Annotated in this window: 19 protein-coding genes; 14 read left to right on the forward strand and 5 right to left on the reverse strand. The window is 56.7% G+C overall.

Annotation, left to right across the window (positions count from 1 at the left end; all coding sequences use genetic code 11):
• Positions 1–5: 5 nt before the first annotated feature.
• From KDX37_RS25390 to KDX37_RS25410, 5 genes are all read right to left on the reverse strand, one after another.
• A complete protein-coding gene (locus tag KDX37_RS25390) occupies positions 6–932 on the reverse strand; it encodes a GGDEF domain-containing protein (RefSeq protein ID WP_231655894.1) in 927 nt (308 codons plus the stop codon).
• Positions 933–1,145: 213 nt separating this feature from the next.
• Positions 1,146–1,886, reverse strand: coding sequence for a YciK family oxidoreductase (locus tag KDX37_RS25395; protein ID WP_231655896.1), 741 nt, complete (start codon positions 1,884–1,886; stop codon positions 1,146–1,148).
• Between the two features lie 27 nt (positions 1,887–1,913).
• On the reverse strand, positions 1,914–2,585 hold the full coding sequence (gene mupP / locus KDX37_RS25400; protein ID WP_231655898.1) for an N-acetylmuramic acid 6-phosphate phosphatase MupP: 672 nt from the start codon (positions 2,583–2,585) through the stop codon (positions 1,914–1,916).
• A 2-nt stretch (positions 2,586–2,587) separates the two neighbouring features.
• The gene (gene ubiG / locus KDX37_RS25405) at positions 2,588–3,286 is read right to left on the reverse strand and encodes a bifunctional 2-polyprenyl-6-hydroxyphenol methylase/3-demethylubiquinol 3-O-methyltransferase UbiG (protein WP_231655899.1); all 699 of its coding nucleotides are present in this window, start codon (positions 3,284–3,286) and stop codon (positions 2,588–2,590) included.
• Between the two features lie 93 nt (positions 3,287–3,379).
• Complete coding sequence (locus tag KDX37_RS25410; RefSeq protein WP_231655901.1) at positions 3,380–4,711, reverse strand: TRZ/ATZ family hydrolase; 1,332 nt, start codon at positions 4,709–4,711, stop codon at positions 3,380–3,382.
• Positions 4,712–4,830: 119 nt separating this feature from the next.
• Here KDX37_RS25410 and mtnA point away from each other — a divergent pair, with 119 nt between their 5' ends.
• The 14 genes from mtnA to KDX37_RS25480 all read left to right on the forward strand — a co-directional run bounded on the left by mtnA (position 4,831) and on the right by KDX37_RS25480 (position 23,728).
• Positions 4,831–5,907, forward strand: coding sequence for an S-methyl-5-thioribose-1-phosphate isomerase (gene mtnA / locus KDX37_RS25415; RefSeq protein ID WP_231655902.1), 1,077 nt, complete (start codon positions 4,831–4,833; stop codon positions 5,905–5,907).
• 305 nt (positions 5,908–6,212) lie between these two features.
• Positions 6,213–8,993 (forward strand): DNA gyrase subunit A, encoded by a 2,781-nt coding sequence (gyrA, locus tag KDX37_RS25420; RefSeq protein ID WP_231655904.1) that lies wholly within the window; start codon positions 6,213–6,215, stop codon positions 8,991–8,993.
• Positions 8,994–9,200: 207 nt separating this feature from the next.
• Positions 9,201–10,286 (forward strand): 3-phosphoserine/phosphohydroxythreonine transaminase, encoded by a 1,086-nt coding sequence (gene serC / locus KDX37_RS25425; protein ID WP_231655906.1) that lies wholly within the window; start codon positions 9,201–9,203, stop codon positions 10,284–10,286.
• On the forward strand, positions 10,286–11,380 hold the full coding sequence (pheA, locus tag KDX37_RS25430) for a prephenate dehydratase (RefSeq protein WP_231655908.1): 1,095 nt from the start codon (positions 10,286–10,288) through the stop codon (positions 11,378–11,380). The genes serC and pheA overlap by 1 nt, the downstream gene beginning before the upstream one ends.
• A 111-nt stretch (positions 11,381–11,491) precedes the next feature.
• Complete coding sequence (locus tag KDX37_RS25435; protein WP_231655929.1) at positions 11,492–13,699, forward strand: bifunctional prephenate dehydrogenase/3-phosphoshikimate 1-carboxyvinyltransferase; 2,208 nt, start codon at positions 11,492–11,494, stop codon at positions 13,697–13,699.
• Positions 13,654–14,385 (forward strand): (d)CMP kinase, encoded by a 732-nt coding sequence (gene cmk, locus KDX37_RS25440; RefSeq protein ID WP_231655910.1) that lies wholly within the window; start codon positions 13,654–13,656, stop codon positions 14,383–14,385. Before KDX37_RS25435 ends, cmk begins: the two co-directional genes overlap by 46 nt.
• Positions 14,386–14,507: 122 nt before the next feature.
• Positions 14,508–16,193, forward strand: coding sequence for a 30S ribosomal protein S1 (gene rpsA / locus KDX37_RS25445; RefSeq protein ID WP_231655912.1), 1,686 nt, complete (start codon positions 14,508–14,510; stop codon positions 16,191–16,193).
• A gap of 318 nt (positions 16,194–16,511) precedes the next feature.
• Positions 16,512–16,808, forward strand: a complete 297-nt coding sequence (ihfB, locus tag KDX37_RS25450; protein WP_002554561.1) for an integration host factor subunit beta — start codon at positions 16,512–16,514, stop codon at positions 16,806–16,808.
• Positions 16,809–16,832: 24 nt separating this feature from the next.
• Entirely contained in the window at positions 16,833–17,084 is a 252-nt protein-coding gene (locus KDX37_RS25455; RefSeq protein ID WP_231655914.1) for a lipopolysaccharide assembly protein LapA domain-containing protein, read from the forward strand.
• A gap of 404 nt (positions 17,085–17,488) precedes the next feature.
• Positions 17,489–18,922 (forward strand): MBL fold metallo-hydrolase, encoded by a 1,434-nt coding sequence (locus tag KDX37_RS25460; protein WP_231655915.1) that lies wholly within the window; start codon positions 17,489–17,491, stop codon positions 18,920–18,922.
• Positions 18,923–19,168: 246 nt separating this feature from the next.
• Complete coding sequence (locus KDX37_RS25465) at positions 19,169–20,146, forward strand: UDP-glucose 4-epimerase family protein (RefSeq protein WP_231655918.1); 978 nt, start codon at positions 19,169–19,171, stop codon at positions 20,144–20,146.
• The gene (locus KDX37_RS25470; RefSeq protein WP_231655920.1) at positions 20,139–21,155 is read left to right on the forward strand and encodes an MraY family glycosyltransferase; all 1,017 of its coding nucleotides are present in this window, start codon (positions 20,139–20,141) and stop codon (positions 21,153–21,155) included. Before KDX37_RS25465 ends, KDX37_RS25470 begins: the two co-directional genes overlap by 8 nt.
• Before the next feature lie 99 nt (positions 21,156–21,254).
• Positions 21,255–23,249, forward strand: a complete 1,995-nt coding sequence (locus KDX37_RS25475) for a polysaccharide biosynthesis protein (RefSeq protein ID WP_231655922.1) — start codon at positions 21,255–21,257, stop codon at positions 23,247–23,249.
• A 167-nt stretch (positions 23,250–23,416) separates the two neighbouring features.
• Positions 23,417–23,728, forward strand: a complete 312-nt coding sequence (locus KDX37_RS25480) for a ComEA family DNA-binding protein (RefSeq protein ID WP_231655924.1) — start codon at positions 23,417–23,419, stop codon at positions 23,726–23,728.
• Positions 23,729–23,809: the final 81 nt, after the last annotated feature.

Below are 23,809 nucleotides of genomic sequence, written 5' to 3' on the forward strand. Positions count from 1 at the left end.
AGGCATTAACTCGCCATCGCCAGACGGTTACGCCCCTGGCGTTTGGCAACATACAGCGCGTTGTCTGCGCGGCGTAGCAGGCTGTCGGCAGTTTCCGTCGGCAGTAGCGTGGAACAGCCAAGACTGACTGTCATCATAAGAGTCGGATCGACTTCATCGAACTCCAGATCGCCAACGGCCTGGCGCAAGCGCTCGCCAATCAGGGCAGCGCTTTCGTCGCCGGTATTGGAGAGAATCACGACGAACTCTTCCCCGCCGTATCGGAATATACGGTCGATATTGCGCAACTGTGCCTTGAGACTGAGTGCGATGGTTTTCAGCACCTCATCACCGGTGTAATGACCGTAACCATCGTTGACCTTCTTGAAGTGGTCGATATCCAGCATCAACAGCGAGAGTGGATGCTTGTGTCGACGTGCCAGTTCGATCTCACGGTACAGACTCTGGTCCATCGCAATGCGATTACCGGTACTGGTCAACGGATCTCGCAAAGCACTCTGGGTCGCAATGCGGTAAAGCAGCGCGTTCAATAATGGATAAAGCAGGCACGCCAGCAGAACTTCCAGATCACTCAGTTGGCGGGCATCCAACGGCTGTGCGGTTTGAAATTCAAGACTGCCGATATCCTCACCTTCATGACGCAAATGAAAGTGCGAACGATGAGACGCATCTGCGCCCTGCTTCAAATGCACGTCGCTTTGTTCGTGGCGATAGATCAGGCCATCCAGTGGCAGCAGTCTTTGAACACCCTGGAAAAACAGGGTGAGGATTTTTTCCGCTTCCAGGCTGGTCTGTAACTGCAGCCCGAGTTGTTTGACCAGTTCGGGCAATGACAATGGGGGCAGCACAACATTGGGATGATCTTGAAAGCCGAGATGTCGTAACTTGGCCGTATCAAAGTCAATCGCATGGGTCTGGGTAGGAGAATTCATCTCTTCGCTCCTCAGCACATATTGCTGGCTTGGCTGGGTTAGAGCGAAAGTCATGCCATTCGGTTCATTGATGCAGAGATATTTAAAATCAGTGAGTTAGCAAAACCACACTATTGGAGGTATCGAGCGAAGCGGCACTTCCTTGACATGGAGCAGTTGAATACATGAGCGCCGTGGCGGTTTTCCGGCACGGCTGCGCATGGATTTCACCGTTTACCGGGCGTTCATTGCCTGACCGTTTACACCCTGGCTGTCAGGGCCTATCAGATACAGATAAACCGGCATGATTTCTTCGGGCGTGGGGTTGTTCAGCGGGTTTTCGGCGGGGTATGCCTGGGCTCGCATACTGGTTCGTGTGGCACCGGGATTGACACTGTTGGCACGAACCGAGGCAATGCCTTCCAATTCGTCCGCCAGGGTCTGCATCAATCCTTCGGTCGCAAACTTCGAGACGCCATAGGCGCCCCAGTGAGCGCGGCCCTTGCGACCTACACTGCTCGATGTGAAGACGATAGAGGCGTCACGAGACAGTTTGAGCAGAGGCAACAGGCTCTGCGTCAGCATGAAAGTCGCGTTGACGTTGACGTGCATGACGCGTGCAAACTCTTCGGCAGGCAGCTGCTCCAGAGGCGCTCGTGGCCCTATGATCGAGGCGTTGTGCAGCAACCCGTCGAGGTGGTCGTACTCGGTTTCGATCATCGCTGCCAGTTCGCTGTAATGGCGAGGCTCTGCCGTTTCCAGATCAAACGGAATCACGACGGGCAGAGGCTGGCCAGCGGCCTCGATCTCGTCGTAGACCTCGGTGAGGTGAGCTTCGGTCCGCCCCAGAAGCAGCACCGTCGCGCCGTGAGCGGCGTAGGCTTTTGCAGCGGCGGCACCGATGCCCCGGCCAGCACCTGTAATCAGAATGACTCGATCCTTTAGCAGATCGGAACGGGCAGAATATTCAAACATGAAAACCTCAAGCAGTTTGTCAGGTGCTCAGCAACTGCACAGCGCGTTATCCAGTACCTTGCGCAGTTCCAGCGGGTGATCGACCACGACGTCAGCGCCCCAGTGATCGGGATTGTCGTTGGGGTGGATATAACCGTAGCGTACGGCAGCCGTTTTGGTTCCAGCGTCCCGGCCGGACTCGATGTCACGCAAGTCGTCGCCGACGAACAGAACACTGGCCGGGTCGAGATCCAGCATCTTGCAGGCCAGAATAAGTGGCTCGGGGTGGGGTTTGCTGTGCGTCACATGATCGGGGCAGATCAATAATGCCGAGCGCTCGGCAAGGCCCAGCTGCGCCATGATCGGTTCGGCGAAACGCACCGGTTTATTGGTCACCACGCCCCAGATCAGGCCAGCGCTTTCAATGTCCGCCAAGAGCTCGGCCATGCCGTCGAACAGCTTGCTGTGCACCGCGCATTCACGTTGGTAGCGTTCCAGAAACTCCAGGCGCAGCGCTTCGAACTCAGGCTCGTTGGGTGACAGAGCGAACGTTGCAGCCACCATGGCTTTGGCACCGCCTGATATTTCGTCGCGGATCAGCTTGTCCGCCACAGCCGGGAATCCCCGGTCGGCCAGCATTGCCTGAGCAATGGCAATGAAGTCCGGCGCTGTGTCGAGCAAGGTGCCGTCCATGTCGAATAAAACTGCTCTCAGACGCATGTTCAGGCCTCCCGCAGAGTCTGGATCATGTAGTTGACGTCCACGTCCGAGGCCAGTTTGTAATGCTTGGTCAGCGGGTTGTAGGTCAGGCCGATGATGTCTTTGACCTGCAGGCCCGCATCCCGGCTCCAGGCGCCCAGTTCGGAAGGCCTGATGAATTTCTTGAAATCGTGGGTGCCACGCGGCAGCAGGCCCAGAATGTATTCAGCGCCGATCACAGCGAACAGATAGGCCTTGGGATTGCGGTTGATCGTGGAGAAAAATACCTGGCCGCCTGGCTTGACCATGCGGTAGCAGGCACGAATCACCGACGATGGGTCCGGTACGTGCTCAAGCATTTCCAGACAGGTCACCACGTCGAACTGCTCGGGCATTTCTTCGGCCATGTCCTCTGCAGTGATCTGGCGATACTCCACACTGACGCCGGATTCGAGCTGATGCAGTTGTGCTACCGCAAGAGGCGCTTCGCCCATGTCGATGCCAGTAACGGTTGCGCCACGCAAGGCCATGGCTTCGCTGAGGATGCCGCCGCCGCATCCGACATCCAGCACCTTCTTGCCAGCCAGATTGACGCGCTCGTCAATCCAGTTGACGCGTAGCGGATTGATGTCATGCAGCGGCTTGAATTCGCTTTCACGGTCCCACCAGCGATGGGCCAAGGCCTCGAATTTGGCGATTTCAGCGCGGTCGACGTTGCTCATGGGTAGCCCTCTTGAACTCAAAATTCGTTTTCATCAGTCTGGCTATATAGATAGGCCAGACCGTCATGTGTTCGGTTCGGTGTGCCTGCGTACTCACGCTGACTTGCCGGAAATGCGCTTGCCCCAGGCCATGGCTGTTTCAGTCAGCGCCTGCTCATCCATCCGGGTCAGGCGGCGATTGTCGAGCAGTTGCTTGCCTGCCACCCAGACGTGGCAGGTGCAGTCGCGGCCGGTCGCATAAATGAGCTGTGAAACAGGATCGTAGATGGGCTGTTGAGCCAGCCCGGACAGGTCGAAAGCCACCATGTCTGCGGCCTTGCCGATTTCCAGTGACCCGGTTTCGTCCTGAATACCCAGTGCGCGAGCCCCGTTGAGGGTCGCCATACGTAGCGCCCGGTGTGCATCGAGCGCCGTAGCGGACCCGGCCACGGCCTTGGCGAGCAGGGCGGCAGTGCGGGTTTCACCCAGCAGGTCCAGGTCATTGTTGCTGGCAGCGCCGTCAGTGCCCACGGCCACATTGACGCCTGCTTGCCACAGTCGCTCTACAGGGCAAAAGCCACTGGCGAGTTTCAGATTGGACTCGGGGCAGTGAATCACGCTGGAGTTGCTTTCCACCAACAGGGCCAGGTCTTCATCGCTGATCTGCGTCATGTGTACCGCCTGAAAGCGCGGCCCCAACAGGCCCAGGCGATCGAGTCTTGCCATGGGTCGCTCTTGGCGCTGCTCCAGCGATTGCTCGACTTCGAAGGCTGTTTCATGGACGTGCATCTGGATCATGGCATCGAGTTCGTCGGCAATCACCCGGACTTTTTCAAGGTTTTCGTCGCCGACCGTGTAAGGCGCATGAGGGCCGAACGCAATCTTGATGCGCGGATGATGGACGAGGTCATTGAACAGTTCGATGCCTGCATGCAGGGCTTCATCGGTGTTGCGGGCGCCCGGAATCGGGAAATCCAGCACCGGCACAGTGATCTGTGCGCGTATACCGCTTGCGTGGACGCGGTCGGCGGCAACCTTGGGGTAGAAGTACATATCGGAGAAGCAGGTGATCCCGCCTTTCAGCTGTTCGGCGATGGCCAGGTCCGTGCCATCACGAACGAAATCCTCATCGACCCATTTGCCTTCAGCAGGCCAGATATGGTCCTGCAGCCAGGTCATCAGCGGCAGATCGTCCGCCAGGCCCCGGAACAGAGTCATCGCCGCATGGCCGTGAGCGTTGATCAATCCAGGGCTGAGCAGCATCCCGGGCAGTTCTTGAATCTGCAAGGCATTCTGCTTCAATGCTTCGGCCTTCGGGCCAATGTAGGCGATGCAGCCGTCACGGATGCCAATGCCGTGCTCCTTGAGTACCACGCCTGCAGGCTCGACCGGCACCAGCCAGGTGGGCAGGAGCAACAGGTCTAGCGGCGCTGTGGTGTTGGGCATGACAAGGTTTCCAGAGCTTATTACGTTGATGGCGAAGTATACCCGAGCGTCTTGGCGGGCGGCTCGCTATAATCAGCCGCTTTTGATTCTGGGCTTTGGATTTCAAGATGGAGTGGGCGATGCGCGATCGACTGTTGGCTGCGGAAAAGGTGAAGGCCATCGATTGGCGAGATAACGCTCTGTACCTGCTTGACCAGCGCGTACTGCCGTTTGAAGAAACCTGGCACCCTTACACCAGCGCCGCTGGCGTCGCCGAGGCCATTCGTTCGATGGTCGTGCGAGGCGCGCCCGCCATCGGCATCAGCGCTGCTTATGGAATTGTGCTGGCCGCGCGTGCCCGGGTTGCTATGGGTGGTGACTGGCGTCTGGCCCTTGAAGAAGACTTCAAGCTGCTTGCCGATTCGCGTCCTACTGCCGTCAACCTGTTCTGGGCCTTGAACCGGATGCGCGACCGTCTGCAACGTATCAAGCCGACCGATGATCCATTGGTCGTTCTGGAGGCCGAGGCCGTTGCGATTCATCTGAGCGACCGCGAAGCCAACCTGACCATGGCGCAGCTCGGTGCCGACCTCATGCGCAAACACCAGGGCAATCTTCAGACCGTACTGACTCACTGCAACACCGGTGCGTTGGCGACCGGCGGTTTCGGTACGGCGCTGGGTGTGATTCGCGCTGCGCATCTTGAGGGCATGATCGAACGGGTCTACGCCGACGAAACCCGTCCCTGGCTGCAGGGTTCGCGCCTTACCGCCTGGGAGCTGGCCAACGAAGGCATCCCGGTAACCCTCAATGCCGACTCTGCTGCCGCACACCTGATGCGCACCAAGGGCATTACCTGGGTCATCGTCGGCGCGGACCGCATCACGGCCAACGGTGATGTGGCAAACAAGATCGGTACGTATCAATTGGCTGTTGCCGCCATGCACCATGGTGTGCGCTTCATGGTAGTCGCGCCCAGCTCCACCATCGACATGGGGACCGCCAGCGGTGATGACATCGTGATTGAGGAGCGAGACGGCCGTGAGCTGCTCGAAGTCGGCGGTCAGCGTGTTGGTGCTGACGTCGATGCCTTCAATCCGGTGTTCGATGTCACGCCTGCGGACCTGATCGACGCCATTGTCACCGAGAAGGGCATAGTCGAACGTCCTGACTCGGCAAAAATGGCGCAATTGATGAGTCGTAAACACTTGCATTGACGTTTGTGCGAGTAGCGCAGGTTTGATGGCGTATCGCCGCTGAGCGGGCCTGTAAGCGCGTATCAGGCGTCCAAAGCGCACAAGGCTCTTTTTCAGCGCTTGCAAAGGATGTGAGCGCCTCGGCGATTGTGGTAACATTCGGCGGTTTCCAGGGGTGCTGTTCAGAGTCGCGCGCCCTGCGCAGATCCAAGGCATAACTCGTTGATTTGTCGTAAGTCGCTGCCCTGCAAATGCTGGCAGCGGCGAGCTTCGTCTACCCCGAATGGGTTTGCGAGGTTTCACCAGAAAAAGGAATCAGGCTTCTCATGGGCGAACTGGCCAAAGAAATCCTACCGGTCAATATCGAAGACGAGCTGAAGCAGTCCTACCTCGACTACGCAATGAGCGTTATCGTCGGTCGAGCGCTGCCGGATGCGCGCGACGGCTTGAAGCCCGTACACCGGCGCGTGCTGTTCGCAATGAGCGAGCTGGGCAACGACTGGAACAAACCGTACAAGAAGTCCGCCCGTGTGGTGGGTGACGTTATCGGTAAGTACCACCCACACGGCGATACGGCTGTCTATGACACCATCGTCCGTATGGCTCAGCCATTCTCGCTGCGCTATCTGCTGGTAGACGGCCAGGGCAACTTCGGTTCCGTCGACGGCGATAACGCCGCAGCGATGCGATACACCGAAGTGCGCATGACCAAGCTTGCGCACGAGCTTCTGGCTGACCTGCACAAAGAAACCGTGGACTGGGTGCCCAACTACGACGGCACCGAAATGATCCCTGCGGTCATGCCGACCCGTATTCCCAACCTTCTGGTCAACGGCTCCAGTGGTATTGCCGTGGGCATGGCGACCAATATTCCGCCGCACAACCTCGGTGAAGTCATCGACGGTTGCCTGGCGCTGATCGACAACCCCGAGTTGACGATCGACGAGCTGATGCAATACATCCCGGGTCCGGATTTCCCGACTGCTGCGATCATCAACGGTCGTGCGGGCATCATCGAAGCCTATCGTACGGGCCGTGGTCGCATTTATATGCGCGCCCGCTCGATCGTCGAAGACATCGACAAGGTCGGTGGCCGCCAGCAGATCGTGATCACCGAGCTTCCTTACCAGTTGAACAAGGCGCGTCTGATCGAGAAGATCGCCGAACTGGTAAAGGAGAAGAAACTCGAAGGTATTACCGAGCTGCGCGACGAGTCCGACAAGGACGGTATGCGCGTCGTGATCGAGCTGCGTCGTGGCGAAGTGCCTGAGGTCATCCTCAACAACCTTTATGCCCAGACCCAGCTGCAAAGCGTTTTCGGCATCAACATTGTTGCCCTGATCGACGGCCGTCCCCGGATCCTGAACCTCAAGGACCTGCTGGAAGCTTTCGTTCGTCACCGCCGTGAAGTGGTGACCCGTCGTACCGTATTCGAACTGCGCAAGGCGCGCGAGCGTGGCCACATTCTTGAAGGTCAGGCGGTTGCGCTGTCCAACATCGACCCGGTCATCGCGCTCATCAAGGCCTCGCCGACACCTGCCGAAGCCAAGGAAGCGCTGATCAGCACGCCTTGGGAATCGAGCGCTGTGGTCGAAATGGTCGAGCGCGCAGGCGCTGATTCGTGCCGTCCAGAGAACCTGGACCCTCAGTACGGTCTGCGTGAAGGCAAGTATTTCCTGTCGCCGGAACAGGCTCAGGCGATTCTGGAGCTGCGTCTGCATCGTCTGACCGGGCTGGAGCACGAGAAGCTGCTCGGCGAATATCAGGAAATCCTGACCCAGATCGGTGAGCTGATCCGCATCCTGAACAGCGCCACGCGCTTGATGGAAGTGATCCGTGAAGAGCTGGAGCTGATTCGCTCCGAGTATGGCGATGCACGCCGTACAGAAATTCTGGATGCGCGTCTGGACCTGACTCTGGGTGATCTGATCACCGAAGAAGAGCGCGTCGTGACCATTTCCCATGGCGGCTATGCCAAGACGCAGCCGCTGGCGGTCTATCAGGCTCAGCGTCGCGGCGGCAAGGGCAAGTCGGCGACCGGCGTCAAGGATGAGGATTACATCGCTCACCTGCTGGTTGCCAACAGCCACACCACATTGTTGATGTTCTCCAGCAAGGGCAAGGTGTACTGGCTCAAGACGTATGAGATTCCCGAAGCGTCCCGTGCGGCCCGTGGTCGTCCGCTGGTCAATCTGCTGCCGTTGAGTGAGGGTGAGTACATCACCACCATGTTGCCGGTCGATCTGGAAGCCATGCGCAAGCGTGCCGACGAAGAGGGCGAAGCCCTTGAAGCCGAGCTTGACGAGGCGGAAAACAGCAACGAGAGCGAAGAAGAGCGCAAGGCGCGCATCAAGGCAGCGGACAAGAAGAAGGCACCGTTCATCTTCATGTCAACGGCCAACGGTACCGTCAAGAAGACCCCTCTGGTGGCGTTCAGTCGTCAGCGCAGCGTGGGCCTGATTGCACTTGAGCTGGACGAAGGCGATATCCTGATTTCTGCTGCGATCACGGATGGCGAGCAGGAAATCATGCTGTTCTCCGATGGCGGCAAGGTTACCCGCTTCAAGGAGTCCGATGTTCGTGCCATGGGCCGTACGGCGCGCGGCGTACGCGGCATGCGTCTGCCGGAAGGTCAGAAGCTGATTTCCATGTTGATCCCGGAAGAAGGCAGCCAGATCCTCACCGCTTCCGAGCGTGGGTATGGCAAGCGTACTGCGATTTCCGAGTTCCCTGAGTACAAGCGTGGCGGGCAGGGCGTTATCGCCATGGTCAGCAACGAACGTAACGGCCGCCTGGTCGGCGCCGTTCAAGTACTCGATGGTGAGGAAATCATGCTGATTTCCGATCAGGGCACCCTGGTGCGCACCCGTGTTGGTGAAGTGTCCAGTCTGGGCCGTAACACTCAGGGCGTTACTCTGATCAAACTGGCCAGCGACGAAAAACTGGTCGGCCTGGAGCGTGTTCAGGAGCCGTCGGAAGTCGAAGGCGCCGAGCTTGAAGGCGAAGAGGGTGTCGATGGTGTGATCGTTGAAGCCGCCGAGCTGGACGATGCGGGTGAAGACCTGCAAGCGGACGCTGCGCCGGATGACGACGAATCGCAGGGCTGAGCAGTAACGTAAATCACGTAAGGGCTGGCTCGTCTGTGAGTGCATGTGCACTGCAGGCAAGACCAGCCCTTGCGGCATTCGGCGAGCGTCACCGGCCGAATCTGAATTCCTGCAGAAGCTGCCAATGATTGCGCCGCTGCATGCTCGTCATTGGCAGGCTTCTTCAACAAAGTGCGTACAGACCCAACGTATTTGACGAGAGTGGATATGAGCAAGCGAGCCTTTAACTTCTGCGCAGGTCCTGCCGCGCTTCCTGAAGCTGTTCTGCTGCGTGCCCAGGCGGAACTCCTGGACTGGCACGGCAAAGGCCTGTCCGTCATGGAGATGAGCCACCGCAGCGATGAGTTCGTCTCCATCGCCAACAAGGCCGAGCAGGACTTTCGCGACCTGCTGTCCATTCCCTCCAATTACAAAGTGTTGTTCCTGCAAGGCGGTGCCAGCCAGCAATTCGCCCAGATCGCATTGAATCTGCTGCCTGAAAATGGCAAGGCCGATTACGTCGATACAGGTATCTGGTCGCAAAAGGCAATCGAAGAAGCATCGCGCTACGGCAGTGTCAACGTTGCCGCCAGCGCCAAGTCTTATGATTACTTTGCGATTCCAGGTCAGAACGAATGGTCGCTGTCCAAAGATGCCGCCTACGTTCATTACGCTCCGAACGAAACCATCGGCGGGCTGGAATTCAACTGGATACCTGAAACCGGAGATGTGCCACTGATTGCGGACATGTCCTCGGACATCCTGTCGCGCCCTGTGGATATCTCGCGCTTCGGCATGATCTACGCCGGAGCTCAGAAGAACATCGGTCCAAGTGGTGTGGTGGTCGTGATCATTCGCGAAGACCTGCTGGGCCGTGCGCGTTCGTTGTGCCCGACCATGCTCAACTACAAGGTCGCGGCCGACAATGGCTCCATGTACAACACGCCGCCTACGCTGGCCTGGTACCTGTCCGGTCTGGTCTTCGAGTGGCTCAAGGAGCAGGGCGGCGTCGAGGCCATCGGTAAGCTGAACGATATCAAGCAGCGCACGCTGTATGACTTTATTGATGGCAGCGGCCTGTACAGCAACCCGATCAACAAGCCGGATCGCTCGTGGATGAACGTGCCGTTTCGTCTGGCTGATGATCGTCTGGACAAACCGTTCCTGGCGGGTGCCGACGCCAACGGCCTGCTGAACCTCAAAGGTCACCGTTCGGTGGGCGGGATGCGTGCATCCATTTACAACGCCGTCGATCTCACCGCCGTCAATGCGCTGGTCGCATACATGAAAGACTTCGAGAAGGAGCACGGTTGATGTCCGAGCAAGAACTCAAGGCGCTGCGCGTCCGCATCGACAGCCTCGATGAAAAGGTCCTGGAGTTGATCAGTGAGCGTGCTCGCTGTGCCCAGGAAGTGGCCAGGGTGAAAATGTCATCGCTGGCGGAAGGCGAAGTGCCTGTGTTCTATCGGCCAGAGCGCGAGGCAGCGGTTCTCAAGCGGGTCATGGACCGCAACCGCGGCCCTTTGAGCAACGAAGAGATGGCGCGGCTGTTTCGCGAGATCATGTCGTCCTGTCTGGCGCTTGAGCAGCCGCTGAAAGTCGCTTATCTGGGGCCTGAAGGTACGTTCACTCAGGCTGCAGCCATGAAGCATTTCGGGCATGCGGTCATCAGTCTGCCAATGGCCGCCATTGACGAAGTGTTTCGTGAAGTGGTGGCGGGCGCTGTCAATTTTGGTGTCGTGCCGGTGGAAAACTCCACCGAAGGCGCGGTCAACCACACGCTCGACAGCTTTCTCGAGCACGACATGGTCATTTGTGGCGAAGTCGAATTGCGCATTCACCACCACTTGTTGGTCGGGGAAAGCACCAAGACCCAGAGCATCTCGCGCATCTATTCCCACGCCCAATCGTTGGCCCAGTGCCGCAAATGGCTGGACGCCCATTACCCGAATGTTGAGCGTGTCGCGGTTGCCAGCAACGCCGAGGCTGCCAAGCGGGTCAAGGGTGAGTGGAACTCGGCCGCTATCGCTGGCGACATGGCGGCGGGCCTTTACGGCCTGACCCGTCTGGCCGAGAAGATCGAGGACCGTCCGGACAACTCCACGCGCTTTCTGATCATCGGCAACCAGGAAGTCCCGCCGACAGGCGACGACAAGACCTCGATCATCGTATCGATGAGCAACAAGCCGGGTGCATTGCACGAGTTGCTGGTGCCGTTCCATGAAAATGGCCTTGACCTCACGCGTATCGAGACCCGTCCGTCACGCAGCGGCAAGTGGACCTACGTATTCTTTATCGATTTCGTCGGTCACCACAAGGACCCGCTGGTCAAGGCTGTCCTGGAAAAGATCAGCCACGAGGCCGTTGCGCTCAAGGTGTTGGGTTCCTACCCGAAAGCGGTGCTTTGAAGTTGCCCTGCATGAGCGGCGACGTTTTCAGCGTATCGAGTAACCCGTACCCGCTGGACAGTCAGGTATTTACGCGTGGTTGATGTGATTTCAGAGCAGCCGGTTCGGCCCTTGGTCGGCCGGCTTGTAGTAGTTGGCCTCGGTCTTATTGGCGGATCCTTTGCCAAAGGGATTCGTGAAAGCGGCCTTTGCCGTGAAGTGGTCGGCGTCGATCTTGACCCGCAGTCCCGCAAACTGGCTGTCGAGCTTGGTGTCGTTGATCGCTGTGAGGCAGATCTGGCCGCGGCGTGTGTCGGCGCCGACGTGATCCAGCTGGCCGTTCCCATACTGGCCATGGAGAAGCTGCTCGCACTGTTGGCGCCTCTTGACCTGGGCAATGCGGTGTTGACGGACGTCGGCAGCGCCAAAGGCAATGTTGTTCGAGCTGCCCGGCTTGCCTTCGGCTGCATGCCTTCGCGTTTTGTGCCGGGGCATCCGATTGCCGGCTCCGAGCAGAGTGGGGTCGAGGCTTCCAATGCCCAATTGTTCAAGCGCCACAAAGTCATTCTGACGCCACTGGCGGAAACGGATCCCGACGCGGTAGCGTTGGTTGATCACCTTTGGTCCGCGTTGGGTGCAGACGTCGAGCATATGCAGGTCGAGCGTCACGACGAAGTGTTGGCGGCAACCAGTCATCTGCCCCATTTATTGGCGTTCGGTCTGGTGGATTCGCTCGCCAAGCGTAATGAAAATCTGGAAATATTCAGGTACGCAGCGGGCGGTTTTCGTGATTTCACACGCATTGCCGGGAGCGATCCGGTGATGTGGCACGACATTTTTCTGGCCAACCGAGAGGCGGTGCTGCGCACGCTGGACACATTCCGCAGCGATCTTGACGCGCTGCGCGATGCCGTTGATGCCGGAGACGGTCGTCAACTGCTGGGTGTCTTCACTCGCGCACGGGTTGCTCGCGAGCATTTCGGCAAAATTCTCGCTCGCCGCGCCTATGTGGAAGCCCGTAGCGATGTCAGTGTGAGTTTTCGCACCGAGCCGGGCGGACGTGTCGCTGGCAGCGTTCGTGTGCCGGGCGACAAATCCATCTCCCATCGCTCGATCATGCTGGGCTCGTTGGCCGAAGGCGTGACCGAGGTCGAGGGGTTTCTGGAAGGGGAGGACGCATTGGCGACCCTTCAGGCCTTTCGGGATATGGGCGTCGTGATCGAAGGTCCGCATCACGGTCGAGTGACCATTCATGGTGTCGGCATGCGAGGCCTGAAAGCGCCACCAGGACCTGTCTATCTGGGTAATTCCGGCACCTCGATGCGCCTGCTCTCCGGCTTGCTGGCGGCGCAGAGTTTCGACACTACCCTCACCGGAGCGCCGTCGTTGTCCCGCCGTTCAATGGCTTGCGTGGCTGAGCCGTTACGTGAAATGGGTGCAGTGATTGAAACCGCTGCTCAGGGCCGCCCACCGTTGACCATTCGTGGTGGCAAGCACCTTCAAGGCTTGAGCTGCGCTTCGCCGATGGCCAGTGCGCAGGTCAAATCATGCCTGTTGCTGGCGGGAATGTATGCGACCGGGCGCACCGTCATTACCGAGTCTGCACTGACTCGGGACCATACCGAGCGTATGTTGCGCGGTTTTGGCTACCCGGTCACTGTCACTGACAATCAAGCGTCCATCGAGTCCGGTGGCAGGTTGGCAGCCACTCGCATTGAGGTGCCCGCTGATCTGTCTTCAGCAGCCTTCTTCATGGTTGCAGCGTCTATTGGTCAAGGCTCGAGCCTCGTGCTTGAACATGTCGGCATCAACCCGACCCGTACGGGTGTGATCGATATCCTTCGCCTGATGGGCAGCGACATCACGCTGCACGACGTACGTGAAGTTGGCGGCGAGCCAGTTGCAGACGTTCATGTGCGCTCAGCGCAGCTAAAGGGGATTATTATCCCTGAGGCGCTTGTGCCGCTGGCTATCGACGAGCTTCCAGTACTGTTGGTAGCCGCAGCGTGTGCTCAGGGGCGTACTCTTCTGCGTGGTCCGGAGCTTTCGCGGATTCAGGAGTCAGATCGTATTCGCCTGATGGTCGAGGGCCTTTCGACGCTCGGCATCGCAATTGAATCAACACCTGAGGGCATTATTGTCGAGGGCGGTTCTCTGGGCGGTGGCGAAGTGGACGCACGGGGTGATCACCGCGTTGCCATGGCATTCAGCGTTGCTTCGCTGCGAGCTTCGGCGTCCATCCTTATTCATGATTGCGCAAACGTCGCCACGTCGTTTCCCAATTTTCTGGCGCTATGCGCTCACGTCGGCATGCAAGTAGCGCAAGAGGACAAAAAGTGAAAATCAAAGCACCCGTTATTACCATCGACGGACCTAGCGGCTCCGGAAAAGGCACTGTCGCCGGGCTGTTGGCCAGAAAGCTGGGCTGGTGCCTGCTTGATTCTGGCGCGCTTTACCGTCTGCTGGCATTCGCAGCCCGCAATCATGGCGTCGACCTGACCAATGAAGAGGCGCTCAAGCTCTTGGCTGCGCATCTGGATGTTCAGTTCGAGGCTTCGGGAGCCGGGCAGGGCCAGCGCATCGTGCTGGAGGGCGAAGACGTGACCCATGCGATTCGTAACGAACAGGTGGGCAGCGGTGCTTCGCAAGTGGCTTCACTGCCTGCGGTACGTGAAGCGCTGCTTCAGCGTCAACGTGCTTTTCAGGAAGAGCCAGGCCTGGTGGCAGACGGCCGCGATATGGGAACTGTGGTTTTCCCGGACGCGCCGTTGAAGATATTTCTGACCGCCAGTGCCGAAGAGCGAGCTCGACGTCGTTACTTGCAGTTGAAGGCCAAGGGCGATGATGTTAGTCTGTCGAGTCTGCTAGATGAGATATGTGCACGCGACGAGCGTGACACCCAGCGAGCGGTAGCACCGCTGAAGCCGGCGCAAGACGCCATACAGCTGGATTCCACTGAATTGTCCATCGAGCAGGTGCTGGAACGCATCCTGAGTGAAGTCGCACTGCGCGACATTGCCGGATGACCAAGGGGCGTTGCGGGAGACCAGACATAGTCTCGCAGGCTTCCTTAAATATGAACGAAACCCACGTTGTCTGGAGCGTGGCAGATGGGCGTATTCTTCGCCCTTGATCAACAGGAATTAAAATGAGCGAAAGCTTTGCAGAACTTTTTGAAGAAAGCCTAAAAACCCTGAACCTTCAGCCGGGCGCAATCATTACCGGTATCGTTGTCGACATCGACGGCGATTGGGTAACTGTACACGCTGGCCTGAAGTCCGAGGGCGTCATCCCGCTCGAGCAGTTCTACAACGACGCTGGCGAGCTGACCATCAAGGTCGGTGACGAAGTGCACGTTGCGCTGGACGCGGTCGAAGACGGCTTTGGCGAAACCAAGCTGTCCCGCGAAAAAGCCAAGCGCGCTGAGTGCTGGATTGTTCTGGAAGCAGCTTTCGCAGCTGAAGAAGTGGTCAAGGGCGTTATCAACGGTAAGGTTAAAGGCGGCTTCACTGTCGACGTTAACGGCATCCGTGCGTTCCTGCCTGGTTCTTTGGTTGACGTTCGCCCTGTGCGCGACACGACTCACCTGGAAGGCAAAGAGCTCGAGTTCAAGGTCATCAAGCTGGACCAGAAGCGCAACAACGTTGTCGTTTCCCGTCGCAGTGTCCTGGAAGCCGAGAACAGTGCCGAGCGCGAAGCTCTGCTCGAGTCCCTGCAGGAAGGCCAACAAGTCAAAGGTATCGTCAAGAACCTCACCGATTACGGCGCATTCGTCGATCTGGGTGGCGTCGATGGCCTGCTGCACATCACCGACATGGCCTGGAAGCGTATCAAGCATCCATCGGAAATCGTCAATGTTGGCGATGAGATCGATGTGAAGGTTCTGAAGTACGATCGCGAGCGCAATCGTGTTTCCCTGGGTCTGAAGCAACTGGGCGAAGACCCATGGGTTGCTATCAAGGCTCGCTACCCGGAAAGCACTCGTGTGACTGCCCGTGTAACCAACCTGACCGACTACGGCTGCTTCGCAGAGCTGGAAGAAGGCGTAGAAGGCCTGGTACACGTTTCCGAAATGGACTGGACCAACAAGAACATCCACCCGTCGAAAGTCGTTCAGGTTGGCGACGAAGTGGAAGTCATGGTTCTGGACATCGACGAAGAGCGTCGTCGTATCTCCCTCGGCATCAAACAGTGCAAATCGAACCCGTGGGAAGATTTCTCTGGCCAGTTCAACAAGGGCGACAAGATCTCCGGCACCATCAAGTCGATCACCGATTTCGGTATCTTCATTGGTCTGGACGGCGGCATCGACGGCCTGGTTCACCTGTCCGACATCTCCTGGAACGAAGTGGGCGAAGAAGCCGTACGTCGTTTCAAGAAGGGCGACGAGCTCGACACCGTGATCCTGTCTGTTGATCCAGAGCGTGAGCGTATCTCGCTGGGTATCAAGCAGCTGGAAAGCGATCCGTTCTCCGAGTACGTAACTGTCAATGACAAAGGCGCTATCGTTCGCGGTATCGTTAAAGAAGTTGACGCCAAAGGCGCCATCATCACTTTGGCCGATGACATCGAAGCGACCCTCAAAGCCTCCGAAATCAGCCGTGACCGTGTAGAAGATGCACGTAACGTTCTGAAAGAAGGCGAAGAGATCGAAGCCAAGATCATCAGCGTTGATCGCAAGAGCCGCGTAATCAGCTTGTCCATCAAGTCGAAAGACGTTGAAGACGAGAAAGAAGCGATCCAGAGCCTGCGTAGCAAGCCTGAAGTCGCTGAAAGCACTGGTCCAACCACTATTGGTGACCTGTTGCGCGCGCAAATGGAAAAACAGAACTAAGTTCTGCTTGACCAAAAAAAGGGCGACTTCGGTCGCCCTTTTTCATGCCTGTAATTCAAGCCTCTACGGCATTTTTCGCTGGGCCTCTGTCACCCACCTTTGCAGGCAGAAAACCTCCCCAGCGACCCTCCAGGCCACGTCGTTGCTGCCTTCCCATCGTCGATTGAAATAGCCTTCAGGTGCGTCATGCACTTGTCATGTCTTCATGCGTAGTTGACAACGCTTCACATAAGTCAATACATGGGCTGTTCAAAACCATCCGGTCATGCTAAAACCTTCGGAGCGCTGACCTAGCTGCTTGAAAAAGAAGAGAAAAATATGACGAAGTCGGAGTTGATCGAACGAATTGTCACCCATCAAGGGCTGCTCTCATCCAAGGATGTGGAGTTGGCCATCAAGACCATGCTTGAACAAATGTCCCAGTGTCTGGCGACGGGTGACCGTATCGAGATTCGGGGTTTCGGTAGCTTTTCCTTGCATTACCGTGCGCCGCGTGTAGGACGCAATCCTAAAACCGGTCAGTCTGTCAGCCTCGACGGCAAGTTCGTTCCCCATTTCAAGCCAGGCAAGGAACTGCGGGATCGGGTCAACGAAGACGAAGAAGAGGGCTTCTGAAGCCGTCAAACCAAGGATTATCCGATGCGCATATTCAAACGAATCATTCTGATCGCCGTTGTGCTTCTCGTCCTGTTGGCGACCACTGTATTTGTGCTCGAAAATCAGCAGCTCGTCACACTGATCATGTTCGGCTGGTCAGCGCCGCCGCTCCCATTTGCGGTTCCAGTCGTAATCGCGTTTTTGTTGGGCATGTTGATCGGTCCAGTTCTCGCGTGGATCGCCAGTCTGCGCAAAGCGGCTGCGGTTCGTACCCGCACTGTTCGTGCTAAGTAGGCTCGGTGTCGCCGGATGATTATCTGGCGAACTGAATCCGTACCTGTGAACTCTTCGACGGACATCTACTTTATTCTAAACCTGTCAGCGTCTTCTTCATGACCTTGGATAGTGTTTTGTTTTCGAAAGTAAGCCTTATATTTCTGTAAGATTAATCCTCTGGCGATTAGCGATTGTTCTATATCTAATGTAGGAAAGTTTTTAGTCGCTACTGAAAGTGCCCGTTTCAGGGCGGTCCAGCGTTTAGCGCTTTGCAGTCCGCGTGGTTCTTATTGCCTTTGGCTTGCTGGTGTCAAGTCTTGTATGTAAAGTCGCCGAGTGCAGAATACATCGCCTGTTTTTTCAAGTGTGCTGGCTGTTTCCAGGCCCCGCTTGACTGTCGATTATTTGCATAAGGTCACCTCATGTCGTACCCCCAGGTTATACATCACGGCGCGGTCAGTACCGTGACAGGTTCCTGCCACCAGATGAGCATGGACGCTGAAAACAGCCTGCTGATTGATTGTGGATCCGTGCAGCACGCCAACAAAAGCGCGACAGCCGAAGCCTTCAGCTTTTCCCCAGCGGCAATCAAAGCTCTGCTGGTGACTCATGTGCATCACGATCATGTAGGCCGTATCCCGGAGTTGTTGGCGGCGGGTTATAAAGGCCCCATTATCTGTAGCGAACCAAGCGCGCACTTGCTGCCACTGGTCATGGAGGATCAGTTGAAGCTTGAGTATGGTCACGATGTCGCTCAGGCAGACCGCATTCTCGAGACAATCAATAAACGCACCATTGCCGTCCCGTTCGACCACTGGTTTACCCTGGTTGACAGCGAATTGCTGGTCTGCAGGATTCGTCTGCAACGGGCCGGTCATATTCTTGGCTCGGCGTATGTCGAATGTGATCTGGAATATCCGATGGAGCATCGTTCGGAGCGTGTCGTTTTTTCGGGTGATCTGGGTTCAACCCATACCCCGTTGTTACCTGCGCCCAAGTCGCCCGAGCGTGCTGATATTCTGATTCTCGAAAGCACCTACGGTGACCGCGTACATGCAGATCGAGCAGCTCGACAGGCACGCCTGGAACAGATCATTGATCAGGCGCTGGAGGATAACGGCACTGTTCTGATTCCCGCGTTCAGTATCGGGCGCACTCAGGAACTGCTGTATGAGCTGGAAGATATTCTGCGTAGCAAGGCGTTGGTGTGTGAGCGATCAGCAGGCGCTGGCAGTGCAGATGGTGCTGTGCTGGACTGGCCTCAGTTACCGATCATCCTGGATTCACCATTGGCCAGCCGATTCACAAAGGTTTACCAGTCGTTTTCCGACTACTGGGATGAGCCTGCCAGAGCGCGACTTGATCAGGGCCGAGCCCCGCTGGAATTTGCCCAACTGATTACCATCGATAGCCATGCTCAGCATCTACAGGCAGTCAATTATCTCGCCAGTACTGCACGGCCTGCGATTGTTATTGCCGGTAACGGTATGTGTGCAGGGGGAAGGATCGTCAATTATCTCAAGGCCATGCTGGGTGATGCCCGGCACAACGTCATATTTGTCGGTTATCAGGCCAAGGGCACACCAGGCGCCGCCATTCAGGCGCATGGTCCCAAAGGGGGATACGTCGAACTGGACCGCGAAAGGTTCAGTATTCAGGCGGGCGTTTCCACCGTAAGTGGTTATTCGGCGCATGCGGATCAGCCTGGGCTCGTCGAGTTCGTGACGGGTATGGATCAGTGGCCCGCGCAGATTCGTCTGGTCCATGGTGAAGTGTCAGCAAAGAAGGCGTTGAGGAATGTGCTGCTGCGCAAGTATGCACTTGAACAGCGTAGTGTCGACGTGATGATCCCTTGATTCACTAGTGTGGCGTTTTAGAACGCGGGCGGCTGATATTGTTATGGTGGTGCGCCATGGGGTGTAAGAATTTTCCTCAGGTCCTGTGTTATTACTTCTAAGTGGTTGTGAGAGTAATCGCGGTAACGCACTTTTACTCAGGTTAAAGTCGTGACTGATCCATATTGAAAGGGAGTGACTGAATAATACCGGTTGCTAAAATGCTTCGTGTCAGTAATATTCCCACGCTTTTGAAAGGGCGTTCATATGGGCGACAAGATTGCATTGGTTGCGATAACCGGCGCCACAGGCTTTGTGGGCAGTGCTCTCGTTCGCCATCTTATCGACAGGACAGCGATGGACGTACGTGTCGCGGTTCGCACTCCGTACTCGTCGTCCCATGAGCGAGTCGAAGTGGTAAACGGCGCATCGCTTGCGCCTGACCATCGGTGGAGCTCGTTTGTAGAGGGTGTGGATGTACTGATCCATTGCGCAGCGCGGGTTCATGTGCTGAATGACTCGGTGACCAGACCCGAAATCGAATACTTTCGTACAAACGTCGCTGCGACACTGAACCTGGCAGAGCAGGCTGCTGCGGCCGGTGTCAAACGCTTCATTTTCATGAGTTCGATCAAGGTCAACGGAGAATCCACACCCCTGGGCAAGCCTTTCAAGGCGGACGATGAGTGCGATCCGGTTGATCCTTACGGCGCTTCCAAACACAAGGCGGAGCAGGGTCTGCGGGAGTTGGGCGCACGCACCGGTATGGAGGTTGTGATCATCCGGCCTGTTCTGGTTTACGGGCCCGGCGTGAAAGCCAACTTTCTGAACATGATGCGCTGGCTCGACAAGGGGCTGCCATTACCGCTGGGTGCCGTTGCTAATCGCCGCAGCCTGGTAGCTCTCGGTAACCTGATAGATCTTGTGACCTGCTGCATCAGGCATCCTGCAGCCTGCGGACAGACATTTCTGGTCAGCGACGGACATGATCTTTCCACTACTCAATTGTTGAAAGAAATCAGTACGGCGCTGGGCAGGCCTGCCCGCTTGTTGCCGGTACCTGCATGGCTCCTGCGTAAAGTGGCCACCGTAATTGGCAAAAAAGACTTTTCCGAACGTCTTTGTGGGTCGTTGCAGGTCGATATCACCAAAACCTGTACGATGCTTGACTGGGTTCCGCCTGTCAGGCTTGAGGATGCAATGAAGGAAACCGCTCGATACTATCTGGAACATGCGCATGCTTGAGTGGCTGTCGGTCATCACTGTCGCGTTTCTTTCATTGGCATTGACGGCATCGATCCGTCGGTACGCTTTGTCCAGAAGCCTTATGGACATACCCAATGCGCGAAGCTCGCACACTGTGCCGACCCCGCGCGGTGGGGGCGTCTCCATTGTCGTGGCGTTCTTGCTCGCAACAGTGGCATTGGCGCTGGCAGGGCTGATTCCGTCATCGGTCGCGATTGCGCTCTCGGGTGCAGGAGCGCTGGTCGCTGTGCTGGGTTTTATGGACGATCATGGCCACATTGCAGCCCGCTGGCGATTGCTTGGGCATTTCGCGGCAGCTGTCTGGGCGCTGATCTGGCTGGACGGTCTGGCGCCTGTCCGTTTCATCGGAATGACTGTTCACCCCGGTATGGTCGTTCAGATACTGGCAGCGTTCTATCTCGTGTGGATGCTTAATCTCTATAATTTCATGGACGGCATAGATGGTATTGCAAGCGTTGAGGCCGTAACGGTCTGTGGCGGTATCAGCCTCATCTATGTGCTGAGTGGTTCAAGCGGCCTGCTCTGGGGTCCATTGTTATTGGCGGGCGCTGTCACTGGTTTTCTGTATTGGAATTTCCCTCCGGCGCGAATATTCATGGGGGACGCTGGCAGCGGTTTCCTGGGGATTGTGCTCGGAATACTTTCTGTTCAGGCGTCCTGGACCTCACCTCAGCTATTCTGGGCATGGTTGATCTTGCTGGGTGTGTTTGTAGTAGATGCGACCGTTACGCTTTTTCACCGCTTGCTGCGCGGGGAAAAGCTCTACGAAGCTCATCGTAGCCATGCCTATCAGTTTGCGTCCCGCCGCTATGGCAAGCACCTTCCTGTGACGTTGGGCGTGGGTTTGATCAATCTGTTCTGGTTGCTTCCCATTGCCCTGTGGGTCGTGTTGAAGAATGGGGAGGGTGCGGCAGGGCTGATTATCGCCTATGTGCCCTTGGTAATTTTGGCGATCAGGTTCGGTGCTGGTAAGGCCGAGCGAAGTTAACGAAATGAATTACAAATTGTCATATCCTCTGACACGTTGCACGGGAACCGGTTTTTCAAGGCAACTCTACAAACAAGGCAAAGGAGCACCGAAGAATTGATGAGCAAGTTACGAGCTATTCTGCTGGCGTTGCCACGCCGCAAAAAGCGAATAATTCAGGTTGCTGCTGACGTTCTTCTGGTCTGGCTCGCGCTGTGGGCTTCCTTTGTTGTTCGGCTGGGCGTCGACGATCTGGTCAATCCGCTGGAAAAACACACCTGGCTGTTCATCAGTGCGCCGCTGGCTGCCATTCCTCTGTTTATACGCTTTGGCATGTACCGCGCAGTCATGCGGTACTTTGGTAACGACGCGCTCATCGCCATTATCAAGGCTGTCACGCTGTCCTCACTAATCCTCAGCTGCATGGTTTATGTCTACAGCAACCATCAGCAACTGGTTCCCCGCTCGGTGATCTTCAACTACTGGTGGCTGAGCATGGTCATGATCGGTGGTTTGCGCCTGGCTATGCGGCAGTATTTTTTGGGGGACTGGTTTTCAGCAGCGCAGCATGTGCCCTTTGCCAAAGGCGACAATGGCCTGCAAAAGGTTGCGATCTATGGCGCAGGTGCTGCAGGCAATCAGTTGGTCGCAGCCTTGCGAATGGGCAGGCTGATGCACCCCGTCGCATTCATCGATGATGACGAGTCAATTTCCAATCGAGTGATTTCGGGTCTTCAGGTATACAAGCCCAAGCATATCCAGCGAATGATCGACGCCACTGGCGCCCAGGAAATTCTGCTGGCCATTCCTTCTTCATCGCGCGGACGACGTCGTGAGATCCTCGGTTTTCTGGAAGGGTTTCCCCTGCATGTGCGAAGCGTGCCGGGGTTCATGGATCTGGCTGCCGGTCGGGTCAAAGTCGACGATTTACAGGAAGTGGATATCGCCGACCTGTTGGGTCGGGACTCCGTGCCCGCTCGGGAAAATTTGCTGGAGCACTGCATCAAGGGCCAAACCGTACTGGTGACTGGCGCTGGCGGGTCTATCGGATCCGAGCTTTGCAGACAAATCCTGTTGTTGAAACCCACCCAACTGTTGTTGCTCGACCACAGCGAATTCAACCTCTACAGCATTCTGTCAGAGCTTGAACAGCGAGCCGCACGTGAGTCGCTCAACGTCAAACTGTTGCCGATCCTGGGGTCTGTGCGCAACCATCCCAAGTTACTGACAATCATGAAAGCATGGCACGTCGACACCGTTTACCATGCTGCCGCCTACAAGCACGTCCCGATGGTTGAGCACAATATTGCAGAAGGTGTCATCAATAACGTCGTAGGAACGCTCAATACCGCTCAGGCGGCGTTACAGGCGGGCGTTTCGAACTTTGTTCTGATCTCGACCGACAAGGCGGTCCGGCCAACCAATGTCATGGGCAGCACCAAGCGTCTCGCCGAACTGATACTTCAGGCATTGAGCCGTGAGACCGCGCCCGTTATTTTCGGCGACAAGGCGAATGTGTATCAGGTCAACAAGACTCGCTTCACCATGGTCCGCTTCGGTAATGTACTGGGCTCTTCGGGCTCGGTGATTCCGCTGTTCCACAAGCAGATCCAGTGCGGCGGGCCGCTGACGGTCACGCATCCCAAGATCACGCGTTATTTCATGACCATTCCCGAAGCGGCTCAGTTGGTGATTCAGGCCGGATCAATGGGGCACGGGGGTGATGTGTTCGTGCTGGATATGGGCGAACCGGTCAAGATCATCGAACTGGCCGAGAAGATGATTCACCTTTCAGGGCTGAGTATTCGTTCCGAGAAGAACCCTCATGGTGATATCTCGATCGAATTCACCGGTTTGCGTCCCGGTGAAAAATTGTATGAAGAGTTGTTGATTGGCGACAATGTGGTAGCCACCGAGCACCCGATGATCATGAGCGCCAATGAAGATTACTTGCCTTGGGATGTATTGAAAGGGCGGCTCACGCTATTACTGGATGCGGTAGAGCGCGATGATTACACGCATGTTCGTCAGTTGCTGCGTGAAACAGTCAACGGGTATACGCCTGAGGGTGAAATCGTTGACTGGATGTATCAGGAACGTCGCAATGAAACATAATGGATGACTTTGTCTCAGGTCTGTGGCATCGCAGCGGTGCAGTGAGTTGATCTGACGAGGCAGGGACATAAACAGCAACGCTTCACGGCTTTGATAGTTGCGCTCCGTAGTCTAAGTTTCAGGGGCAGCTTTGGAATGCTGCTTCACATTGTTATGGAGCGTTAAATATGCGAATCCCTTTCCTTTCTTCTCTGATGTTCGCGCTGTTGACCAGTGCCTCGATCGCTGTAACGGCGGCGCCCGCTGCCAGTTCTGCCGCAGTGGTTGATACGCCGGTGGTGGCTGCGCAGGAGCAAAAATCTGATCGGCTCAATCTCAATACCGCAGATGCCGAGACGTTGCAAAAGATCTTGACGGGTATTGGCAAGAATAAGGCTGACGCCATCGTGGCCTACCGGGAAAGTAATGGCGAATTCACGTCGGTCGATGAGTTGATCGAAGTCAAAGGGATAGGCAAGTCCATTGTAAGCGCTCCATAAACCCCACTTGGCTAAAGATAGGTAAAGCGCTTAGCTGTGAAGTCGAGGTTCGCAGTTCCACGGCAGCAAGGCTTCGTAATC

It is taken from the genome of Pseudomonas californiensis (assembly GCF_021147775.1).
GTDB classification, from domain to species: Bacteria; Pseudomonadota; Gammaproteobacteria; order Pseudomonadales; family Pseudomonadaceae; genus Aquipseudomonas; species Aquipseudomonas californiensis.

Excerpts from the sequence above, each read along its gene's own strand:
- KDX37_RS25390 (WP_231655894.1), bottom strand. The coding sequence starts at position 932 with ATGAATTCTCCTACCCAGACCCATGCGATTGACTTTGATACGGCCAAG.
- KDX37_RS25395 (WP_231655896.1), bottom strand. The coding sequence starts at position 1,886 with ATGTTTGAATATTCTGCCCGTTCCGATCTGCTAAAGGATCGAGTCATT.
- mupP (WP_231655898.1), bottom strand. The coding sequence starts at position 2,585 with ATGCGTCTGAGAGCAGTTTTATTCGACATGGACGGCACCTTGCTCGAC.
- ubiG (WP_231655899.1), bottom strand. The coding sequence starts at position 3,286 with ATGAGCAACGTCGACCGCGCTGAAATCGCCAAATTCGAGGCCTTGGCC.
- KDX37_RS25410 (WP_231655901.1), bottom strand. The coding sequence starts at position 4,711 with ATGCCCAACACCACAGCGCCGCTAGACCTGTTGCTCCTGCCCACCTGG.
- mtnA (WP_231655902.1), top strand. The coding sequence starts at position 4,831 with ATGCGCGATCGACTGTTGGCTGCGGAAAAGGTGAAGGCCATCGATTGG.
- gyrA (WP_231655904.1), top strand. The coding sequence starts at position 6,213 with ATGGGCGAACTGGCCAAAGAAATCCTACCGGTCAATATCGAAGACGAG.
- serC (WP_231655906.1), top strand. The coding sequence starts at position 9,201 with ATGAGCAAGCGAGCCTTTAACTTCTGCGCAGGTCCTGCCGCGCTTCCT.
- pheA (WP_231655908.1), top strand. The coding sequence starts at position 10,286 with ATGTCCGAGCAAGAACTCAAGGCGCTGCGCGTCCGCATCGACAGCCTC.
- cmk (WP_231655910.1), top strand. The coding sequence starts at position 13,654 with ATGCGCTCACGTCGGCATGCAAGTAGCGCAAGAGGACAAAAAGTGAAA.
- rpsA (WP_231655912.1), top strand. The coding sequence starts at position 14,508 with ATGAGCGAAAGCTTTGCAGAACTTTTTGAAGAAAGCCTAAAAACCCTG.
- ihfB (WP_002554561.1), top strand. The coding sequence starts at position 16,512 with ATGACGAAGTCGGAGTTGATCGAACGAATTGTCACCCATCAAGGGCTG.
- KDX37_RS25455 (WP_231655914.1), top strand. The coding sequence starts at position 16,833 with ATGCGCATATTCAAACGAATCATTCTGATCGCCGTTGTGCTTCTCGTC.
- KDX37_RS25460 (WP_231655915.1), top strand. The coding sequence starts at position 17,489 with ATGTCGTACCCCCAGGTTATACATCACGGCGCGGTCAGTACCGTGACA.
- KDX37_RS25465 (WP_231655918.1), top strand. The coding sequence starts at position 19,169 with ATGGGCGACAAGATTGCATTGGTTGCGATAACCGGCGCCACAGGCTTT.
- KDX37_RS25470 (WP_231655920.1), top strand. The coding sequence starts at position 20,139 with ATGCTTGAGTGGCTGTCGGTCATCACTGTCGCGTTTCTTTCATTGGCA.
- KDX37_RS25475 (WP_231655922.1), top strand. The coding sequence starts at position 21,255 with ATGAGCAAGTTACGAGCTATTCTGCTGGCGTTGCCACGCCGCAAAAAG.
- KDX37_RS25480 (WP_231655924.1), top strand. The coding sequence starts at position 23,417 with ATGCGAATCCCTTTCCTTTCTTCTCTGATGTTCGCGCTGTTGACCAGT.